This is a genomic window from Actinomadura sp. WMMA1423, from assembly GCF_006547145.1.
Lineage (GTDB): Bacteria > Actinomycetota > Actinomycetes > Streptosporangiales > Streptosporangiaceae > Spirillospora.
The window spans coordinates 7,107,957-7,124,512 of record NZ_CP041244.1 but is presented as its reverse complement, the minus strand read 5'-3'; the positions used below and the strand labels follow the sequence as shown (position 1 = coordinate 7,124,512).

General features: G+C 72.5%; 17 protein-coding genes. 7 read left to right on the top strand and 10 right to left on the bottom strand.

Annotation, left to right across the window (positions count from 1 at the left end; all coding sequences use genetic code 11):
• Positions 1 to 256: 256 nt before the first annotated feature.
• Positions 257 to 907 carry a helix-turn-helix domain-containing protein gene (locus FKD65_RS33095; protein WP_141582239.1) on the top strand — a complete coding sequence of 217 codons (651 nt, stop codon included), beginning with the start codon at positions 257 to 259 and terminating at the stop codon, positions 905 to 907.
• Here the strand turns inward: FKD65_RS33095 and FKD65_RS33090 are convergent.
• A complete protein-coding gene (locus FKD65_RS33090) occupies positions 888 to 1,736 on the bottom strand; it encodes a DUF1028 domain-containing protein (protein ID WP_168221266.1) in 849 nt (282 codons plus the stop codon). The two genes, FKD65_RS33095 and FKD65_RS33090, sit on opposite strands and share 20 nt — an antisense overlap.
• 187 nt (positions 1,737 to 1,923) lie before the next feature.
• Here FKD65_RS33090 and FKD65_RS33085 point away from each other — a divergent pair, with 187 nt between their 5' ends.
• The 6 genes from FKD65_RS33085 to FKD65_RS33060 all read left to right on the top strand — a co-directional run bounded on the left by FKD65_RS33085 (position 1,924) and on the right by FKD65_RS33060 (position 8,381).
• Complete coding sequence (locus tag FKD65_RS33085) at positions 1,924 to 3,438, top strand: ABC transporter substrate-binding protein (protein ID WP_141582237.1); 1,515 nt, start codon at positions 1,924 to 1,926, stop codon at positions 3,436 to 3,438.
• Positions 3,438 to 4,382, top strand: a complete 945-nt coding sequence (locus tag FKD65_RS33080) for an ABC transporter permease (RefSeq protein ID WP_141582236.1) — start codon at positions 3,438 to 3,440, stop codon at positions 4,380 to 4,382. Before FKD65_RS33085 ends, FKD65_RS33080 begins: the two co-directional genes overlap by 1 nt.
• Positions 4,379 to 5,239, top strand: a complete 861-nt coding sequence (locus FKD65_RS33075; RefSeq protein WP_141582234.1) for an ABC transporter permease — start codon at positions 4,379 to 4,381, stop codon at positions 5,237 to 5,239. Before FKD65_RS33080 ends, FKD65_RS33075 begins: the two co-directional genes overlap by 4 nt.
• On the top strand, positions 5,236 to 6,207 hold the full coding sequence (locus tag FKD65_RS33070; RefSeq protein ID WP_141582232.1) for an ABC transporter ATP-binding protein: 972 nt from the start codon (positions 5,236 to 5,238) through the stop codon (positions 6,205 to 6,207). The genes FKD65_RS33075 and FKD65_RS33070 overlap by 4 nt, the downstream gene beginning before the upstream one ends.
• The gene (locus FKD65_RS33065; protein WP_141582230.1) at positions 6,204 to 7,229 is read left to right on the top strand and encodes an ABC transporter ATP-binding protein; all 1,026 of its coding nucleotides are present in this window, start codon (positions 6,204 to 6,206) and stop codon (positions 7,227 to 7,229) included. The genes FKD65_RS33070 and FKD65_RS33065 overlap by 4 nt, the downstream gene beginning before the upstream one ends.
• A 315-nt stretch (positions 7,230 to 7,544) precedes the next feature.
• Positions 7,545 to 8,381, top strand: coding sequence for a hypothetical protein (locus tag FKD65_RS33060; RefSeq protein WP_141582228.1), 837 nt, complete (start codon positions 7,545 to 7,547; stop codon positions 8,379 to 8,381).
• A 71-nt stretch (positions 8,382 to 8,452) separates the two neighbouring features.
• Here FKD65_RS33060 and FKD65_RS33055 read toward each other — a convergent pair whose 3' ends face one another.
• The 9 genes from FKD65_RS33055 to FKD65_RS33015 form a co-directional block, all read right to left on the bottom strand.
• A complete protein-coding gene (locus tag FKD65_RS33055) occupies positions 8,453 to 9,022 on the bottom strand; it encodes a putative glycolipid-binding domain-containing protein (RefSeq protein ID WP_141582226.1) in 570 nt (189 codons plus the stop codon).
• A gap of 103 nt (positions 9,023 to 9,125) precedes the next feature.
• Positions 9,126 to 9,755: an HNH endonuclease family protein gene (locus FKD65_RS33050; protein WP_141582224.1), complete on the bottom strand. Its 630-nt coding sequence runs from the start codon at positions 9,753 to 9,755 to the stop codon at positions 9,126 to 9,128.
• Positions 9,756 to 10,038: 283 nt separating this feature from the next.
• A complete protein-coding gene (locus FKD65_RS33045; protein WP_141582223.1) occupies positions 10,039 to 10,830 on the bottom strand; it encodes an SDR family NAD(P)-dependent oxidoreductase in 792 nt (263 codons plus the stop codon).
• A gap of 11 nt (positions 10,831 to 10,841) precedes the next feature.
• Complete coding sequence (locus FKD65_RS33040; protein ID WP_141582222.1) at positions 10,842 to 11,660, bottom strand: MaoC/PaaZ C-terminal domain-containing protein; 819 nt, start codon at positions 11,658 to 11,660, stop codon at positions 10,842 to 10,844.
• Complete coding sequence (locus FKD65_RS33035) at positions 11,657 to 12,832, bottom strand: lipid-transfer protein (RefSeq protein ID WP_141582221.1); 1,176 nt, start codon at positions 12,830 to 12,832, stop codon at positions 11,657 to 11,659. Before FKD65_RS33035 ends, FKD65_RS33040 begins: the two co-directional genes overlap by 4 nt.
• Positions 12,829 to 13,275 carry a MaoC family dehydratase gene (locus FKD65_RS33030; protein ID WP_141582220.1) on the bottom strand — a complete coding sequence of 149 codons (447 nt, stop codon included), beginning with the start codon at positions 13,273 to 13,275 and terminating at the stop codon, positions 12,829 to 12,831. The genes FKD65_RS33035 and FKD65_RS33030 overlap by 4 nt, the downstream gene beginning before the upstream one ends.
• Before the next feature lie 26 nt (positions 13,276 to 13,301).
• Complete coding sequence (locus tag FKD65_RS33025) at positions 13,302 to 14,366, bottom strand: acyl-CoA dehydrogenase family protein (RefSeq protein WP_141582219.1); 1,065 nt, start codon at positions 14,364 to 14,366, stop codon at positions 13,302 to 13,304.
• The gene (locus FKD65_RS33020) at positions 14,366 to 15,358 is read right to left on the bottom strand and encodes a bifunctional MaoC family dehydratase N-terminal/OB-fold nucleic acid binding domain-containing protein (RefSeq protein WP_141582218.1); all 993 of its coding nucleotides are present in this window, start codon (positions 15,356 to 15,358) and stop codon (positions 14,366 to 14,368) included. The genes FKD65_RS33025 and FKD65_RS33020 overlap by 1 nt, the downstream gene beginning before the upstream one ends.
• On the bottom strand, positions 15,355 to 16,518 hold the full coding sequence (locus tag FKD65_RS33015; RefSeq protein WP_141582217.1) for an acyl-CoA dehydrogenase family protein: 1,164 nt from the start codon (positions 16,516 to 16,518) through the stop codon (positions 15,355 to 15,357). The genes FKD65_RS33020 and FKD65_RS33015 overlap by 4 nt, the downstream gene beginning before the upstream one ends.
• Positions 16,519 to 16,556 lie beyond the last annotated feature (38 nt).

Below are 16,556 nucleotides of genomic sequence, written 5' to 3'. Positions count from 1 at the left end.
CCTCACGAGGCGCCGGCGCCTGCGGGAGGTTCCCGCAGGCGCCGGCGCGCCTCCCCGGTCCGACAGGACGAGGGCCCCGGGGGCGTGGAGCAACCGAGGGAGCCGGCCCTTCCAGCGTGACCGTCCGCATCGCCCCCAGCCAGTACGGTGGTGTCCGTGCAGCGTTCTCGGCCCTGCCCTGCGGCGGGCCGCGCCGCTCTTCCCAGCGGGCCGCGCCCGCGCCGTTCAGATCGGGCACCGGCCGAAGGGACGACGGATGACACGACCACCCGCCGGGCGGACGCGGGACTCCGGCGACCGGCCCGCCGAGCGCTCCCCCGTCCCCGGTGACGCACTCGACCCGGATCTCCCGCTCGCCCTCGGCGAGACGGTGCGGTCGACGCGGCGGCTGCTCGGGCTGACCGTCGAAGCGCTGGCCGCACGCGCGGGCGTGAGCACCGGCGCGGTGAGCCAGCTGGAGCGCGGCCAGGGGAACCCGTCCCTGCAGACGCTGCAGCGCCTCGCGGGAGCGCTCGGACTACCGCTCGCGCGGCTCCTCCAGCAGACCACACCCCCCGGTCACCTCGTCGTCCGCGCCGGCCAGCGGCTGCGGCTGCCCTCGTCGAGCGAGGATCCCCACGAGGCGGAGGTGCTCCGCGAACTCCTCACCCCCTCCGGGGGGCGGCTGCAGGTGATCCGCAGCGAGGTCCCGCCCGGTTTCAGCAACGAGGGGCGCTTCTACCGCCACCTGGGACAGGAGTGCGTCGTCGTGCTGTCCGGGCTCCTGCGGGTGAACGTCGGCCAGACGGTCACCGAGCTCTCCCCCGGCGACGCGATCACCTACGACTGCACCGTCGCCCACTGGTGGTCCAATCCCGGGCAGGAGACCACGGTGGTGCTCGGAGCGGTCACCCCTCTGACCTTCTGACCGAGCGGCCGCGGCTTCTCAGCCGCTCCAGCAGGGTGAGGTCGATGCGGCCGTGGAGCAGCCGGTGCTCGAGGTTCTCGTCGCGGGCCCAGTCCGAGAGGCGCTTCTCGAGTCGCTCTCCCCCGCCCCGTCCCGTGGCCGCCAGCCAGGTGTCGACCTCGCGCGCGATGTCGCCGGTCAGCCGGAGCGCCGTCGCGCGATCCGGTCCTTCCACGTCGGCATGACGCAGTTCCAGCAGCCGGCACAGCTCGCCGACGGGGTCGGCGTGGTCGTCCACCCTCAGGTCGACCCGGCCGGCGTTGCGGAGGCCGCCGTCGTCGCCCGGGCCGCGGACGACCAGTGCGGAGCTCTGCCTGCCGCGGCCGTCGCCGCCGGCCTCCTGACCGGCGGTGAGCGCGAGGGCGAGGCGGTGGGCCAGGGTGCCGGTCGAGGCCATGAAGGTGTCGCGCAGCGCGCCGAGGACCGGCGCCCCGCCGAGGCAGTTGCCGGCGGCGACGCAACCGGGCCCGAGGAGGTGGCCCGCCGGTGGCGTGCAGTCCGGCCCGGTCCACGCCGCGGCCTCGCCGTCCAGTCCGAGGACCGCCACCTGGCGCCGGGAGCCCTCCGGGTCGGAGCGCAGGAGGAGATCGAGGATCTCGGCCGCGCCGAGCCCGCGGCGCAGCAGATCGACCCCGCGTGCGGCGAACGTGGTGTTGGTGTAGGCCTGGGTCACCAGCGCGCCGGCGCCGGGGGCCACGGCCGGCACTGTGGCTCCCACCGCGAGGGACCTGGACGCGGTGACCACGCCGAAGGTCCCGTCCTCGTCGCGTGCCACAAGTGAGTAGGTCACTGCTTCCTCCGCGTTCGCCCTGCACGCCGGTGGTGTGAACGATGTGTAACAGAATCCGGGATCTCCCTTGACCCGGGCGCCGAGGCTCTCTAGCCTCCGTTCAAGCTTCGAGATAATGACGAGCCTTCATCATAATGATGGCAAGTGGTTAGCGGGGCAACTCTCCGGAGCCGAGGAAGGACCCACCATGAGACGAGCCAACCGACTGATCGGGACGGTGATCGCGGTAGGCCTGCTCGCCGCGTGTTCCGCGGGCAAGGGAGTCGACACCGGCGGCAAGGGGGGCTCGGGCGTCGTGGCCGCGATCGGCGGCGAGCCCGACCAGCTCGACCCGCACAAGACGTCGTCGTACTTCTCCTTCCAGGTGCTGGAGAACGTCTTCGACACGCTCGTCGAGCCGGACCAGGACCTGAAGATGAAGCCGGCGCTGGCGGAGAGCTGGAAGACCAGCGCGGACCAGAAAACCTGGACGTTCACCCTGCGCAAGGGCGTCACCTGGCAGGACGGGTCGAAGTTCGCCGCGAGCGACGTCGTCTACTCCTACAAGCGCATCATCGACAAGGAGCTCAGCTCGGCCTACCGCTTCGCGGGCGTCGAGGACATCACCGCCCCGGACGACTCCACGGTCGTGATCAAGCTCGACAAGCCGATGCCCAACCTGCTCACCAACATCGGCGGGTACAAGGGGCTGGCGATCGTCAACAAGCGGAACGTCGAGAGCGGTGAGATCGCCAAGCGCCCCCTCGGCACCGGCCCCTTCTCCGTGGCCTCCTACAAGTCCGGCGACTCCATCCGGCTCACCGCCAACAACGGCTGGTGGGGAGGCAAGCCGCAGATCCCCGCGGTGACGTTCCGTTTCGTGCCCGAGCCCACCACCGCCATGGAGGACCTCAAGGCCGGCGAGGTCGACTGGACCAGCAACGTGCCGCCGCAGCAGGTCGAGCAGCTGTCCCGGAACAAGGACGTCGCGCTCAAGTCGCTGGTGAGCAACGACTACTGGTACCTGTCGCCCAATGAGGCGCGCAAGCCGTTCGACGACGCCCGGGTCCGCCAGGCGCTCGCGTACGCGATCGACCGCGAGGCGATCGCGCAGACCACGATGTACGGCAACGCGACGGTGAACCAGCTCGCGATCCCGAAGACCAACCCCTGGTACACCGAGTACACCGGCTACTCCCACGACACGGCCCGCGCGACCAGGCTGCTCGCCGAGGCGGGCGTGCGCGACCTGAAGATCGACATGCTGGTCACCAAGCAGTACCCGGAGACCATCACCGCGGGCCAGCTGATCGCCGCGCAGCTCGCGAAGATCGGCGTCACGGTCAAGCCCAGGCAGGTCGACTGGGCCACCTGGCTGGACGAGCAGGGCAAGGGCAAGTACGACCTGCTCATGCTCGGCTGGCTCGGAAACCTCGACCCGGACGACTTCTACTACGCCCAGCACCGCACCGGGGGCAAGTTCAACTTCCAGAAGTACTCGAACAAGAAGGTCGACTCGCTGCTCGACGCCGGGCGGGTGGAGACCGACGAGGCCAAGCGCAAGCAGAACTACGCGGACGCGGCACGCATGATCGCCGACGACGCGAGCTACATCTACCTGTACAACCCCAACGTCATCCAGGCGTGGAGCCCGCGGCTCAAGGGCTACACGGCCCGCAGCGACGGCGCGATCCGGTTCCGCGGCGCGAAGCTGGGCGGCTGATGCTCCGCTTCACCCTGATGCGGGCGGGCCACGCGGCGGTCGTCCTGATGGGCGTGACCGTGGCGGTGTTCACCCTCGTGCACCTGGTGCCCGGCGACCCGGTAAGGGTCGCCCTGGGCACCAGGTACACGCCGGAGTCATACCAGGCGCTCCGCGAGGCCTCGGGGCTCGACCGGTCCCTGCCCAGCCAGTACCTGCACTACGTGGGCAACGCGGTCACCGGCAACCTGGGAGTGAGCTTCAGGTCCGGTGACCCGGTGACCACGGTGCTGCTGGAACGGCTCCCCGCGACCCTGTCGCTGGCGGCCGCCGCGCTGGTCATCGCACTGCTGATCGCGTTCCCGCTCGGCGTCTTCGCGGCGACACGGCAGGGCGGCGCGGTCGACACCGTGGTCCGCGTGGTGAGCCAGTTCGGGGTGTCGGTCCCGGACTTCTGGCTCGGCATCCTGCTCATCCTCCTGTTCTCCAGCACCCTCGGATGGCTGCCGCCGTCGGGCTACGTGGCGGTCACCGAGGACCCGGTCGGCTGGCTGAGCCGGGTGGCCATGCCGGCGACCGCGGTCGGGCTGGTCTCCGGTGCGATCATCACCCGGTTCGTCCGCAGCGCGGTGCTGGAGTCGCTCGGCTCCGACCACGTGCGCACCGCGCGGGCCAAGGGCCTGCGGCGCCGGATCGTGCTCGTCCGGCACGTGGTGCGCAACGCGATGGTGCCCGTCATCACCGTGATCGGAATCCAGGCCGCGGTCCTGCTGGGAGGGATCATCGTCGTCGAGGTCGTGTTCGCCTGGCCCGGCCTCGGCCGCCTCACCTTCGACGCCGTCGAGGCCCGCGACTATCCGGTGGTCCAGGGGGCGGTGCTGCTGGTGGCGTCCATGTTCCTGCTGGTGAGCTTCGTGGTGGACGTCCTGTACGGCCTGATCGACCCGAGGATCTCCGTCCGATGAGCACACGAGAGCGCTCCGCCTGGGCCCACCTGCTGCGCCGCCCGGTGTCCGCGGCGGGGCTGGCCATCATCGCGCTGATGTTCGTCCTGGCGGTGCTGGGCCCGCTCTTGGCACCGTCCGGCCCCAACGAGGTCGGGCCGAGCCGGCTGCAACCGCCGAGCGCCGCGCACTGGTTCGGCACCGACGAACTGGGACGGGACGTGCTGAGCCGGGTGATCCTGGCCGCCCGGGTGTCGGCGGAGGTCAGCGTGATCAGCGTCGGTATCGCGCTGGTCGCCGGAGTGGCGCTCGGCCTGGCCGCCGGCTACTTCCGCGGATGGGTCGACGCCATCGTCATGCGGTTCGTCGACGTGCTGTTCGCCTTCCCCATCATCCTGCTGGCCATCGCGATCGTCGCCGTGCTCGGCCCGGGACTGACCACCGCGATGATCGCCATCGGCGTGGTGTACGTACCGGTCTTCGCGCGGGTCACCCGCGCGAGCAGCCTCGTCGTCCGGGAGGAGCCCTACGTGCGGGCGGCGGTCACCATCGGGGCCCGGCCGCTGCGCATCATCCGCACGCACGTGCTGCCCAACGTCATGGCACCGATCATCGTGCAGACCTCGCTCAGCCTCGCCTTCGCGATGCTGTCGGAGGCCGCGCTGTCGTTCCTCGGGCTCGGGGTCCAGCCGCCGCAGCCGTCGTGGGGCCGGATGCTCTTCGACGGCAAGTCCTTCACGGACGCGTGGTGGATGAGCGTCTTCCCCGGGCTCGCGATCTTCGCCACGGTGCTGGCGTTCAATCTGGTGGGCGACGGGCTGCGCGACGCCCTGGACCCCCGGCAACGTTCCGTCATCGAGTCCAGGAGGGGCCGATGAGCGCATCCGGTTTCGAGGTGCGGGACCTCGAGGTCACGTTCGGCCGCGGGCCGCGCGCCGCACGCGTGGTGCGGGGCGTCTCCTGGGCCGTCCCGGCCGGCGGGACCCTCGGCATCGTCGGGGAGTCCGGTTCGGGCAAGTCCATGTCCGTGCTCGCCTCGACCGGCCTCGTCCCGTCGTCGGCGACCGTCACCGGCCGGGCCCTGCTCGGCGGGACCGACCTGCTGGCGCTGTCCCGGCGCGAACTCGAGCGCACCCGGGGCCGGCGGCTGGGTTTCGTCTTCCAGGACCCGATGACCTCCCTCAACCCGCTGCTCACGGTGGAACGGCAGATCACCGAGGGCATCGAGGAGCATCTCGGCCGCACCAGGCGCGCCGCCCGCGACCGGGCCCGCGAGCTGCTCGAGATGGTCGGCATCCCCGATCCCGCCCGGCGCCTGAACGCCTACCCGCACCAGATGTCGGGCGGGATGCGCCAGCGCGTCATGATCGCGATCGCGCTGGCCTGCGAGCCGGAGGTCCTCGTGGCCGACGAGCCGACGACGGCGCTCGACGTCACCACACAGGCCCAGATCCTCGAGGTCGTCCGCGAACTGCAGAACCGGATCGGCATGGCCGTGGTCTGGATCAGCCACGACCTCGGCGTGGTCGGCGGCCTCGCCGACGAGGTCGCGGTGATGTACGGGGGGCAGGTGGTCGAGCACGCCTCGACCGAGGCGCTGCACCGCTCGCCCACGCACCCCTACACCGTCGGGCTCCTCGGCGCGCGTCCCGTCCTCGGCGAGGTCCGCGACCGGCTCGTCGCGATCCCCGGATCGCCGCCCGACCCGCGGGCCGTGCCGCCCGGCTGCGTCTTCCACGACCGCTGCCCGAAGAGGGCCGACCCGCGCTGCGCGACCGAGGTCCCGCCGCTCGCCGAGGTCCGTCCCGGACACCGCGCCCGCACCTTCTGCCTGGAGACCCCATGAAGACCGACGCGGACGTGACGGCGCGGCCGGAGCCGCTGCTGGAGGTGCGGGGGCTTCGCGTGCGGTTCCCCGGGCCGCGCGAGGGCCGCCACCGGATGCAGGTCCACGCCGTCGAGGACGTCTCCTTCGACATCGAACGCGGCCGCACGCTCGGGCTGGTCGGCGAGTCGGGGTCGGGCAAGTCCACGATCGGCAACGCGCTGACCGGCCTGGTCCGGCCCACGTCCGGCACGGTGCGCCTCGCCGGCGAGGACGTGCTCGCCGCGCGCGGCGCCGCGGCGCGCGAGCTGCGGCGGCGCGTCGCCATGGTCTTCCAGGACCCGTACGCCTCGCTCGACCCGAGGCGGACCATCGGTGCGACGGTCCGCGAGCCGATGGACGTGCACCGGATGCACTCCGGCCGCGCGGCCCGCGGCAAAAGGGTCGCCGAACTCCTCGACCTCGTCGGGCTCGCCGGCGGCATCGCGGCGCGGCGTCCGCACGAGCTGTCCGGCGGCCAGCGGCAGCGGGTGAGCATCGCCCGCGCGCTGGCGGCAGAGCCCGACCTGATCGTCCTCGACGAGTCCACGGCCTCGCTGGACGTGTCGGTCCAGGCCCAGATCATGAACCTGCTGCGGCGGCTGCAGGACGAGCTCGGCCTCACCTACCTGTTCATCTCCCACGACCTCGCCGCGGTCGAGCACATGAGCCACCGCGTCGTGGTGATGTACCTCGGGCGGCTCATGGAGGTCGGCGGCAGGGAGGAGCTCTACGCGCGGCCCGCCCACCCGTACACGCGGGCGCTCATGTCCGCGATCCCCGACGCCGACCCGACCGTCGAGCGCGACCGCGAGCGGATCCTGCTGAGCGGGGATCCGCCGAGCCCGCTCGCTCCCCCCTCCGGCTGCGTCTTCCGCACCCGCTGCCCCATCGCGGTGGACGCGTGTGCCACCCCGTTCGAACCGGTGACGTTCTCCGCGGACCACACCGCCTGGTGCATCAGAACCGACGACCCCGTACCGACCCACGCCGAACCCGCCTGAACCCCCGGGGCTCGTCGGACAGGCGAGTCCCGGGTTCCACCGGCCGATGGCCGGGATGCCGTCGGCGCGGGCGGCATCCCGGCCATCGGCGTTCCGAGCATTCATCCCCTGAGACCGGGCCGCCGGCAGGCACGTTCAGCGCCGCGCAACCGACCCGACACAAATGTGACGCAACACATATGAAATCGGCCTGGCCGATTTCCCCTTTGTGATGACGGTCACTGATGGAGCCTTCCCAGCTCCCGCCGTCCGATCCGGACGCGCGACAACGAAAAGCCGTCCTCGGACTCAGTCCGAGGCCGGGAAGGAGGGCAAATGAAATCAGGCGTGAAGTTAGGCGCGGGCTATGGGCTGATGCTTGTCAGCCCGACGGCCCTGGCCGTCTACTTCTGGATCCTGGGACAGCATCCAGAAGTAGCACCGATCGCGGCGGCCGCCGCGGCGATCGCCATCGCGGTCTTCGTGGCCTGCGTGCTGATGCACCCGGCAGGGCGCCGACACGCGGTGGCGCTGGGCGGCGGCGTGTGGCTCGCCACAGGCGGGCTGGCACTGGCGCTGACCCTGTTCACTCTGGCCCTGTCCCAGGCGGGCACGGGCCAGACCGTGATCGGGAACGCGACGGCGGCCACGCTGGTCCTCGCGGTCCTCGCGCTGTTCACCGGCCGAGCAGTCACGATTCCAGTGAACATCCTGACTGCGATCGTGGCCGGCGCGGTGGTGTTCACCACCACCGGGCCGGAGGCACTGGTGTGGGTGGTCGCGGCGAACGCCGTGTACCAGCCGGCCCTGTGGGCGTTCATCGCCTACTGCGAACGCCGGGACGCCAACCCGGCGCTCCCCTTGGCGGTGGCCTTCGCTCTCGGGGGCGCCGTACTCGCCCTCTTGGGGAACAGTGCCGGGGCCTCTCCGGTCGTCGTCGTCGAGGCGGCGGCCACGGGATTTGTTGTGCCGCTGGCGTGCAGCATTCTCGCCACGCGCCTCCTGTCGGCACAGCAGTTCGGGGTGGCGCTCTGCGCGCCGCCGACGGTCATGGCGTTATCGGCAGACCGTTTGGGCCAGCCGATATCGCTGCCCACAGCCATTGGTGTGGCGGTCATCACCGCCCTCCTCTGCTGGGCGGTCTACCTCGAGCGTGAACAACCCTCGAGGTGAACGTGACGGCCGGCCCGCTCGGGCCGGCCGTCACCTTGTCGCCGATGTCGCCGGCGACTTTGACACACAGGTCAGGCGTGGCGGGTCGCGAGGCCCGGGTACTCCAGGACGAAGCCGGAGTCGTCGTAGAGGAGCCGTGCGGTGAAGTCGAACGCGGGGGCCGCGTAGTCGTAGGCGGTGTCGCCCGCACGCGTGTAGGTCTGTTCCAGCCGGTCGACGGTCAGGTCGGCGGCCCGGACGTAGACCGCCGGGACGTCCGCGGTCCGGCCGACGGGCAGGCCGAGCCGGTGCACGGGAAGCGCGTTGGTCATCGCCGACGACTCCAGGTCGACGTCGAGGCACCCGTCCAGTTCGGGAACGTACCGGTCGTCGACCGTCCAGCGGCCCTCGCCGGTCCGCTGTACGGTCACCTCGCCCGGCCCTCCGCCGAGCAGGTGCGCGACCCGCGCGCCGCGGGTGTGCCAGCGCTCGTCGACCTCGATCACGTAGTCGACGGTCCAGGGGACGCCGTCCTCCACGGCGGCCGTCGTGCCGTGCAGGCGCCACCCGGCGCCCGACCGCGCGATCTCGAGGACTTCGAAGCCGGCGCGGGCCCCGCGATGCTGCCAGGCCGCCGTTACCGGGGGTTCCGAGAGAGCCATGCCCGCCATCCTGGCACCCCGGCATCCGGGACGGGCGGCTCGAAGACGCCGCTCCGGCGCCCGCGCGAGTCCCGCGGGCACCGGAGCGGGCGGTGCGGTGGTGTCAGCAGGTGCCGAGCATCGTGTTGAGGGCGCTCTTCTCCGCGCTGTCCACGCTCAGGCCCCAGTACCACTTCACCTGGATCCAGGCGCGGGCGTAGGTGCAGCGGAAGGAGGTGACCGAGGGCTGCCACTCGGCCGGGTCCTTGTCGCTCTTCGCCTGGTTGACGTTGTCGGTGACCGCCCACAGCTGGGGGCCGCCGAGGTCGTTGGCGAACGACTGGCGGCGGGAGGTCGTCCAGGACCAGGCACCGGACGCCCACGCCTCGGCGAGCGGGACCATGTGGTCGATGTCCAGGTCGGACGCCAGCGTCCAGGTGGCGCCGTCGTAGGGCGAGTACCACTTGCCGGACGTCGCGGCGCAGGCGGAGTCGGTGGTGACGTTCGTGCCGTCCCGCTTCAGGACGGTCTCGCGGGTGTTGCACGTCCCCGAGATCGTGATCCAGTGCGGGAACAGGTCGCGGTCGTAGGTGCTCCCGTGCGATTCGGCGCCGACGGTCAGGGCGGCCAGGCGGCTCGCGGCGGTCGAGGCGGACGGGATGTTGGGCGGGGTCGCGGACGCGGGCGCGCCCATGGCGCCGACCAGCGCCGCGCTCAGTGCGGCGGGGAGTGCGAGCAGGAGGAGTCGTCGCATGGCGGGGCCTTTCCGCGGCCGTTCCCGGCCAGGGCGGGGGCCCCGAGGGGGAGCGGGAACGACGGCACTGCGACGGTGACATTTTCGGCAAATACGAATAAATGTCACGCTTTGCCCAGGCGCGGCTCCGTCCTTGGTCGGAAGGTGACGTATATCGCCGTGCGGAGGCCGCTGAGCTGCGGCGACACCGCCGATGCCGTTCCCGTGACGGCGGATGAAGAATTCCTGAACCCCCGGCAGGCGCGAGGCGGAGCCCGGCCCGACACAAGATGAAGTCCTGCCGCTACACGGTCGCGAGGACGCTTTCGGCGTCCTCCCAGAGGCGGCGGGCGAGAGCGCCGTCGCGGGCCCTGGGCTTCAGCGGCCTTTCCTTGGCGAGGTGGAAGTACCGGCCGGTGCCGCCGGAGTCCACCAGGTCCACGACGGGCGGGGCGGCCCGGGCGACGGGCTTCAGCGCGGGCTTGACCGCCCTCATGATCAGGCCGAACGCCCCGCCCCGAGTGGTGAGGTCCGTCCGCAGGACGCCCGGGTGCACCGCGTCGATCGTCACCCCGGCGTCCTTCCACCGCTCGGCGAACAGCGGGACCGTGAGCAGGTTCGCCAGCTTCGTGTCGGCGTAGGTGCGCACGGGATGGAAGTCGCGGCCCTCGGGGGTCCGGTCGGGGTCGACCCGGCCCGTGGCGTAGAGGGCCGCGCTGACCTGCACGACCCGGCGCAGCCGCTCCTCCAGCAGGCGGTTCAGCAGGAACGGCGCCAGGTGGTTGGTGAAGAACGCCTGCTCGAAGCCGTCCTCGTTGACCTCGCGGCTGCTCGGCCAGAGCGCCGCGTTGTGGACGAGGACGGTCGGCGCGGGGACGGCCGCGGCGATGGCCCCGGCCAGTTCCCGGACCGTCCGGACGGACGACAGGTCGCCCACCACCAGCTCCGCACCGGTGTCCCGGGCCGCGGCGGCGCCCGCGTCCGGCCGCCGCGCCACGATCGTCACCCGGTGCCCGCGCCGGACGGCCTCGGCGGCGACCGCGCGTCCCACGCCCCGGTTGCCGCCGGTCACGACGACGCTCGACGGCTCGGCCACGGCGCCTCCGCCTAGCCCGCCGCGCCGAAGCGTGCGCGGCCGCCGGAGATGACCGTCGTCCCGTCCACGGCCGCTTCGAAGAGCACCCCGCCGTCCGCACCGGCGCCGTCCCTCCAGGTGCTCACCTGGAGGGCGTCGCCGGGGAAGACGGGCGCGGCGAAGCGGCCTTCGAGTTCGGCCAGGTCGGCCGGGTGCGCGCCGAGGGACTCGGCGAGGGGGAGCGTGACCGCCGCGAGCGTGCACAGCCCGTGCATGATCGGGCGCGGCATCCCGGCCGCCTTCGCCGCCTCCGGGTCGATGTGCAGGTGGTGGCGGTCGCCGAGCAGCCGGTAGAGGGCCGCCTGGTCGGGGGCCGTGGGAACGGTCACCGCGCCGTCGGGGTCGGCCTCCGGACGGCGTCGGGACGACGGGCCGCGCCCGCCGCCGAAACCGCCGCCTCCGGGTGCGAACAGCGACCACGTCGCCTCGAAGTACTCGCTCTCCACCGCGACGTCGAAGACGGCCGCGGACCCCTTGTCCCACACGTCGGTGACGCGTGCGCTCATCTCCACCGCGCCGGAACGCGGCAGCGGCTTCAGGACGCGGAGCCGCTGCGTCCCGTGGACGGCCGTCCGCACGTCGAAGGCGCCCGCCGAGCCGAGGACGTCCGGCGCCCACTGGGCGAGGGTCAGCCCGAAGGTGGGCAGGACCCGGAGCCTCTCCTCGAAGACCAGGTCCAGGTCCGAGGCGCCCGCGCCGACCGCGAGCGCGTAGAGGATGGGCCGCGTCTCGTCGTAGGTCACCGTCCGGGCTCCCAGCGAACGCCCGTCCCACTCGTGCGTGCCCTTCATTCGTCCGCTCCAAGGATGAGGCCGCTCGTCGGGACGCCGGTGCCGGCGGTGACGAGGACGTTGTGGACGTCGCCCGGCTGGTTCACCGAGGTGCCGCGGACGAGGCGGACGCCCTCCGCGATGCCGTTCATCCCGTGGATGTAGGCCTCGCCGAGCTGGCCGCCGTGGGTGTTGACCGGGAGCCGCCCGCCGAGCTCCAGATTGCCGTCGGCCACGAAGTCCTTGCCCTCGCCCTTCGCGCAGAAGCCCAGCTCCTCCAGCTGCGGGAGGACGAGCGGCGTGAAGTGGTCGTAGAGGATCGCGGCCTGGACGTCGGCCGGGGTGAGGCGCGACTGGGCGTAGAGCTGCCGCCCGACGAGGCCCATCTCGGGGATGCCGGTGATCTCGGAGCGGTAGTAGCTGGTCATCATGTGCTGGTCGTTGCCGGAGCCCTGCGCGGCGCCCCAGATCACGGCGGGCCGGTGCGGGAGGTCGCGGGCGCGCTCGGCGGAGACGACGACGAGGGCCTGGCCGCCGTCGCTCTCCTGGCAGCAGTCGAGGAGCCGGAGCGGCTCGGCGATCCATCGGGACGCCTGGTGGTCCTCCAAGGTGATCGGCCGCCCGTGGAACCAGGCGGCCGGGTTCGCGGCGGCGTGGCGGCGGTCGACGACCGCGACGCGGCCGAAGTCCTCGCTGGTCGCGCCGTACTCGTGCATGTAGCGGCGGGCGAACATCGCGACCCACTGGGCGGGGGTCGAGAGCCCGAACGGGTTCATCCACGCGTAGGCGGCGCTGTCGGCGCTGACGTCCATCGGGCGGTCGGCCTGCCCGAGGCCGTAGCGGGTCCCGGACCGCTCGTTGAACGCGCGGTAGCACACGACGACGTCGGCGACGCCGGTCGCGACGGCCATCGCGGCCTGCTGGACGGTGCCGCAGGCCGCACCGCCGCCGTGCCCGACGCGCGAGAAGAACTTCAGCTCGCCGATGCCGAGGTTGCGCGCGATGTGGATCTCGGAGCTGGTGTCGGCGGTGAAGGTCACCATGCCGTCCACGTCGGACGGCTGGAGCCCCGCGTCCACGATCGCGGCGAGCACCGCCTCGCAGGCCAGCCGCAGCTCGCTGCGGCCGGACTCCTTGGAGAACTCGGTGGCGCCGATCCCGGCGACCGCGGCCGCCCCTGGCAGGACGCTCATGCGCCGCTCCCCTGTGCTTCGGCGGGCAGCTCGACCACGACGGTGCCGGTGACGTGCGGGCCGATCGCGTTGACGCCGCGCACGGCGATCTCCACGCGGCGGCCGGAGTCGTCCTTGGCCTGGACGGTGCCGGTGAGGACCATCGTGTCGCCCGGGTAGTTGGGCGCGCCCAGCCTGATCTTGATGGCCTTCACGATGGCGGCCGGCCCGGCCCAGCCCGTCACGTACCGGTCGACGAGCCCGTTGGTCGTCAGGATGTTCATGAAGACGTCCTTGGAGCCACGCTCGACCGCGAGCGACGGGTCGTGGTGGACGTCCTGGTAGTCGCGGCTCGCCAGCGCGGTCGCGACGATCATCGTGCGGGTCAGCGGGATGCTCAGCTCGGGGAGCTCCTCCCCCACCGCGACGTCCTCGTAGTTCCGGCTCACGAGGTCCCCGGTCACGCCGACTCCGCTCACAGCGCCTCCGCTCACAGGGCCGCCCCCAGCAGCTCCAGGTCGAAGGACGCGCCGCCGAGCGTCCCGGAGATCTGCTTGCCCCACAGGAAGTGGCGGTGCACCGGGTAGTCGACGTCCACGCCGATGCCGCCGTGCAGGTGCTGGACGCGGTGGACGACGTTCAGCCCGCCCTCGTCCGACCACCACTTGGCGACGAGCACGGCCGTCTCGGCGTCCTCCCCGGCGTCGACCAGCGAGACCGCGTGCCAGAGGCAGACGCGGAGGGCGTCGATCTCGATGAAGCAGTCGGCGAGCTGGTGCTGCGCGGCCTGGAAGGTGGCGAGCGGGCGGCCGAACTGCTCGCGGCCCGACAGGTAGTCGGCGGCCATGCGCAGCGCGCCGTCCGCGACGCCGACCTGGACGGCGGCCAGCGACACCCGGGCGAGCCGCAGCGCCGTGGCCAGCGCGCCGTCCGGCAGGGCCCGCGCCGGGGCGCCGTCGAGGGTGAGGTGCCCGGCGGCGTCCCGGCTGGTGGTCTCGGCGCGCTCCCAGGACACCCCGGCGGCCGAGGTCTCCAGCAGGAACAGGCCGGGTCCCTCCGGCGACGCGGCCGAGACGAGGACGTGGCTCGCCCCGAACGGCGTCGGAACGGCGGCCTTCGTGCCGGTCAGCAGCCAATGCCCTCCGTCGCGGGCGGCGGTGCACCTCGGCGAGGCGGGGTCGGCGGGCCCGAACTCCTCCAGGGCGACGGTCGGGCGCGACGCCCCGTCCACGAAACCGGCGGGGACGTCCTCGCCGTGCGAGGCGAGCGTCAGCGCGGCGACCACGGCGGGCCAGACCGGGACGGGGGCGACGGTGCGGCCCTGCTCCTCCAGCAGGACGGCCAGGCCGCCGGCGCCGAGTCCCGCGCCGCCCGCCGGCTCGGGCAGCGCGACGCCGAGCAGGCCCGTCTCGCCCAGCTCGGCCCACAGGCCCTCGTCGTAGCCGTGCTCGGACCCTTCGGCGTCCTTGATCCGCGCCTGCGTCGCGCGGTCGGTGAAGAGCTGCCGGGCCAGGTCCCTGACCGCCTCCAGCTCCTCGCCAAGCGTGAAGTCCATCAGCGCTCCCTGAGATCGTGCGGCGGTCCGGCCGGGCGGAACGCCGGCAGGGACAGGTCGGGGTCCGGGTCGATCCAGTCGAGGACGACGGGCATGCCGATCTCGACGTCCTCCGGCGCGACCCCGGTCATGTTCGCGATCAGCCGCGTCCCCTCGGCCAGCTCGACCACCGCCACGACCAGCGGGTACTCGAACGCGGGGTGGCGCGGGTGGTGGTTGACGACGTAGCTGTAGACGTGGCCGTCGCCCGACGCCTGGACGGTGTCCCACTCGAACGAGCCGCACTGCGGGCAGCACGGGCCGGGCGGGTGCCGCAGCGACTTGCAGTCGGCGCAGCGCTGGATGACGAGCCGGTGCTCCCTGGCCGCCTCGAACCAGAACGCGTTGTCCAGGTTGATCGCCGGACGCGGGCGCAGCGCCTTCGGCTCGGCCTTCCCGGCCGCCTTCCCGGCGGGCTTCTCCGCCGTCTTCCCGGGCGGGCGGAACCGCAGGAGGCGCCACCGCTGCGTGGCGACGACCTCGCCCGCCTCGTCCCGGTACGTCTTGACCGTGCTGACGAAGCGCCCCGCACCGAGCGCGGTCTTCTTCTCCGGGGAGATCGACTCGACGGTCTCCTCGACGGCGACGCGGTCGCCCGGCACGAGCTCCCGGTGGAACTCGAACTCCGAGTCGGTCGCGACGACGGAGGTGTAGCCGCCCTCGGCCAGCAGCTCGGTCAGCTCGTCCGGCCCCGCGGGGTCGTCGCGGACGGACGCCGCGTACCCGCGCATCGTCCACGCCTGCATCATCGACGCGGGCGCCACGACGCCTTCGCGGCCGGTCGCCTTCGCGGCGTCCTCGTCCAGGTAGACGGGGTTGCCGTCCTCCATCGCCTCGACCCAGTGCCGGATCATGGGGACGTTCACCGCGTCCTGCCCGACCCGGCGCTCGCCGTAGGGCCGCCCGGCCCACGCCTGGAGGCGCGCCTCGTACTCCTCGCCGTCGCCGCTCATGACCGCCTCGACCTCGGCAGGCCCAGCCCCTGGACGGCGACCATGTCGCGCAGCACCTCGTTGACGCCGCCGCCGAAGGTGTTGACGATGCCCTGCCGCGACAGCTGCTCGATCTGCCCGTGGAGCACGGCGCCCGGCGACTCGGGGCGGATCCGCCCGGCCGCGCCGAGGACCCCCGTCAGCGTCCGCTGGACGTCGATGTGCGTCTCGGTCCCGTAGGACTTGGCGGCGCCGGCCTGCGCGCCGGTCAGCGTCCCGGCCTCCACCGCCATCGTCATCTTCCAGTTCATCAGCCGCATCGCCTCCAGCTTGGCGTGGGTGCGGGCGAGGTCGGCCCGCACCCAGGGCAGGTCGATCACGCCGTTGTCGCGCGCCCAGTCGCGGACGTCCTCCCAGAGCCGGATCATCCGGCCGCCGAGCGCGGCGAGCCCGACGCGCTCGTGGTTGAGCTGCGTGGTGATCAGGTTCCAGCCGCCGTCGACGTCGCCGACGACCGCCGAGGCGGGCACCGCGACGCCGTTGTAGTAGGTCGCCGTCACGACCATCCCGCCGACCGTCGGGATCGGGCTCCAGGAGAACCCGTCGGCGTCGGTCGGGACGATCAGGATCGAGATGCCCTTGTGCTTGGGCGCGTCCGGGTTCGTCCTGGCCGCGAGCCAGATGTGGTCGGCGGTGTTGGCGCCGCTGGTGAAGACCTTGCTGCCGTCGATGACGAACCGGTCGCCGTCCCGCACGGCCCGGGTGCGCAGCGACGCGAGGTCGGTTCCGGCGTCGGGCTCGGTGTAGCCGATCGCGAACACGATGTCGCCCGACAGGATCCCGGGCAGGTACCTGCGCTTCTGCTCCTCGGTGCCGAACCGCATCAGGGTCGGCCCGACCGTGTTCACCGTGACGAACGGGAACGGCAGCCCGGCGCGCTGCACCTCGTCGAAGAACACGTACTGCTCGGCGATCGACCTGCCCTGCCCGCCGTACTCCTCCGGCCAGCCGTAGCCGAGCCACCCGTCGTTGCCGAGCATCTTGACGATCTCGCGGAACCGCTCGCCGCCCACGCCCTGCTCGCCGGCGCGGCGACGCACGTCCTCGGGCAGCAGGCCCGCGAAGTACGCCCTCAGTTCCGCGCGCAACTCGCGATGCGCGTCGGACTCACGCAGATCCATACAGGCCCTTTCTCGGTCAGGGGACGGTCGGTCAGGGG

What these genes read in the sequence shown, in the direction of transcription:
- FKD65_RS33070 (WP_141582232.1), top strand. Translation starts at nt 5,236, where the DNA reads ATGAGCGCATCCGGTTTCGAGGTGCGGGACCTCGAGGTCACGTTCGGC.
- FKD65_RS33015 (WP_141582217.1), bottom strand. Translation starts at nt 16,518, where the DNA reads ATGGATCTGCGTGAGTCCGACGCGCATCGCGAGTTGCGCGCGGAACTG.
- FKD65_RS33035 (WP_141582221.1), bottom strand. Translation starts at nt 12,832, where the DNA reads ATGAGCGTCCTGCCAGGGGCGGCCGCGGTCGCCGGGATCGGCGCCACC.
- FKD65_RS33085 (WP_141582237.1), top strand. Translation starts at nt 1,924, where the DNA reads ATGAGACGAGCCAACCGACTGATCGGGACGGTGATCGCGGTAGGCCTG.
- FKD65_RS33060 (WP_141582228.1), top strand. Translation starts at nt 7,545, where the DNA reads ATGAAATCAGGCGTGAAGTTAGGCGCGGGCTATGGGCTGATGCTTGTC.
- FKD65_RS33020 (WP_141582218.1), bottom strand. Translation starts at nt 15,358, where the DNA reads ATGAGCGGCGACGGCGAGGAGTACGAGGCGCGCCTCCAGGCGTGGGCC.
- FKD65_RS33065 (WP_141582230.1), top strand. Translation starts at nt 6,204, where the DNA reads ATGAAGACCGACGCGGACGTGACGGCGCGGCCGGAGCCGCTGCTGGAG.
- FKD65_RS33050 (WP_141582224.1), bottom strand. Translation starts at nt 9,755, where the DNA reads ATGCGACGACTCCTCCTGCTCGCACTCCCCGCCGCACTGAGCGCGGCG.
- FKD65_RS33075 (WP_141582234.1), top strand. Translation starts at nt 4,379, where the DNA reads ATGAGCACACGAGAGCGCTCCGCCTGGGCCCACCTGCTGCGCCGCCCG.
- FKD65_RS33080 (WP_141582236.1), top strand. Translation starts at nt 3,438, where the DNA reads ATGCTCCGCTTCACCCTGATGCGGGCGGGCCACGCGGCGGTCGTCCTG.
- FKD65_RS33055 (WP_141582226.1), bottom strand. Translation starts at nt 9,022, where the DNA reads ATGGCTCTCTCGGAACCCCCGGTAACGGCGGCCTGGCAGCATCGCGGG.
- FKD65_RS33025 (WP_141582219.1), bottom strand. Translation starts at nt 14,366, where the DNA reads ATGGACTTCACGCTTGGCGAGGAGCTGGAGGCGGTCAGGGACCTGGCC.
- FKD65_RS33095 (WP_141582239.1), top strand. Translation starts at nt 257, where the DNA reads ATGACACGACCACCCGCCGGGCGGACGCGGGACTCCGGCGACCGGCCC.
- FKD65_RS33040 (WP_141582222.1), bottom strand. Translation starts at nt 11,660, where the DNA reads ATGAAGGGCACGCACGAGTGGGACGGGCGTTCGCTGGGAGCCCGGACG.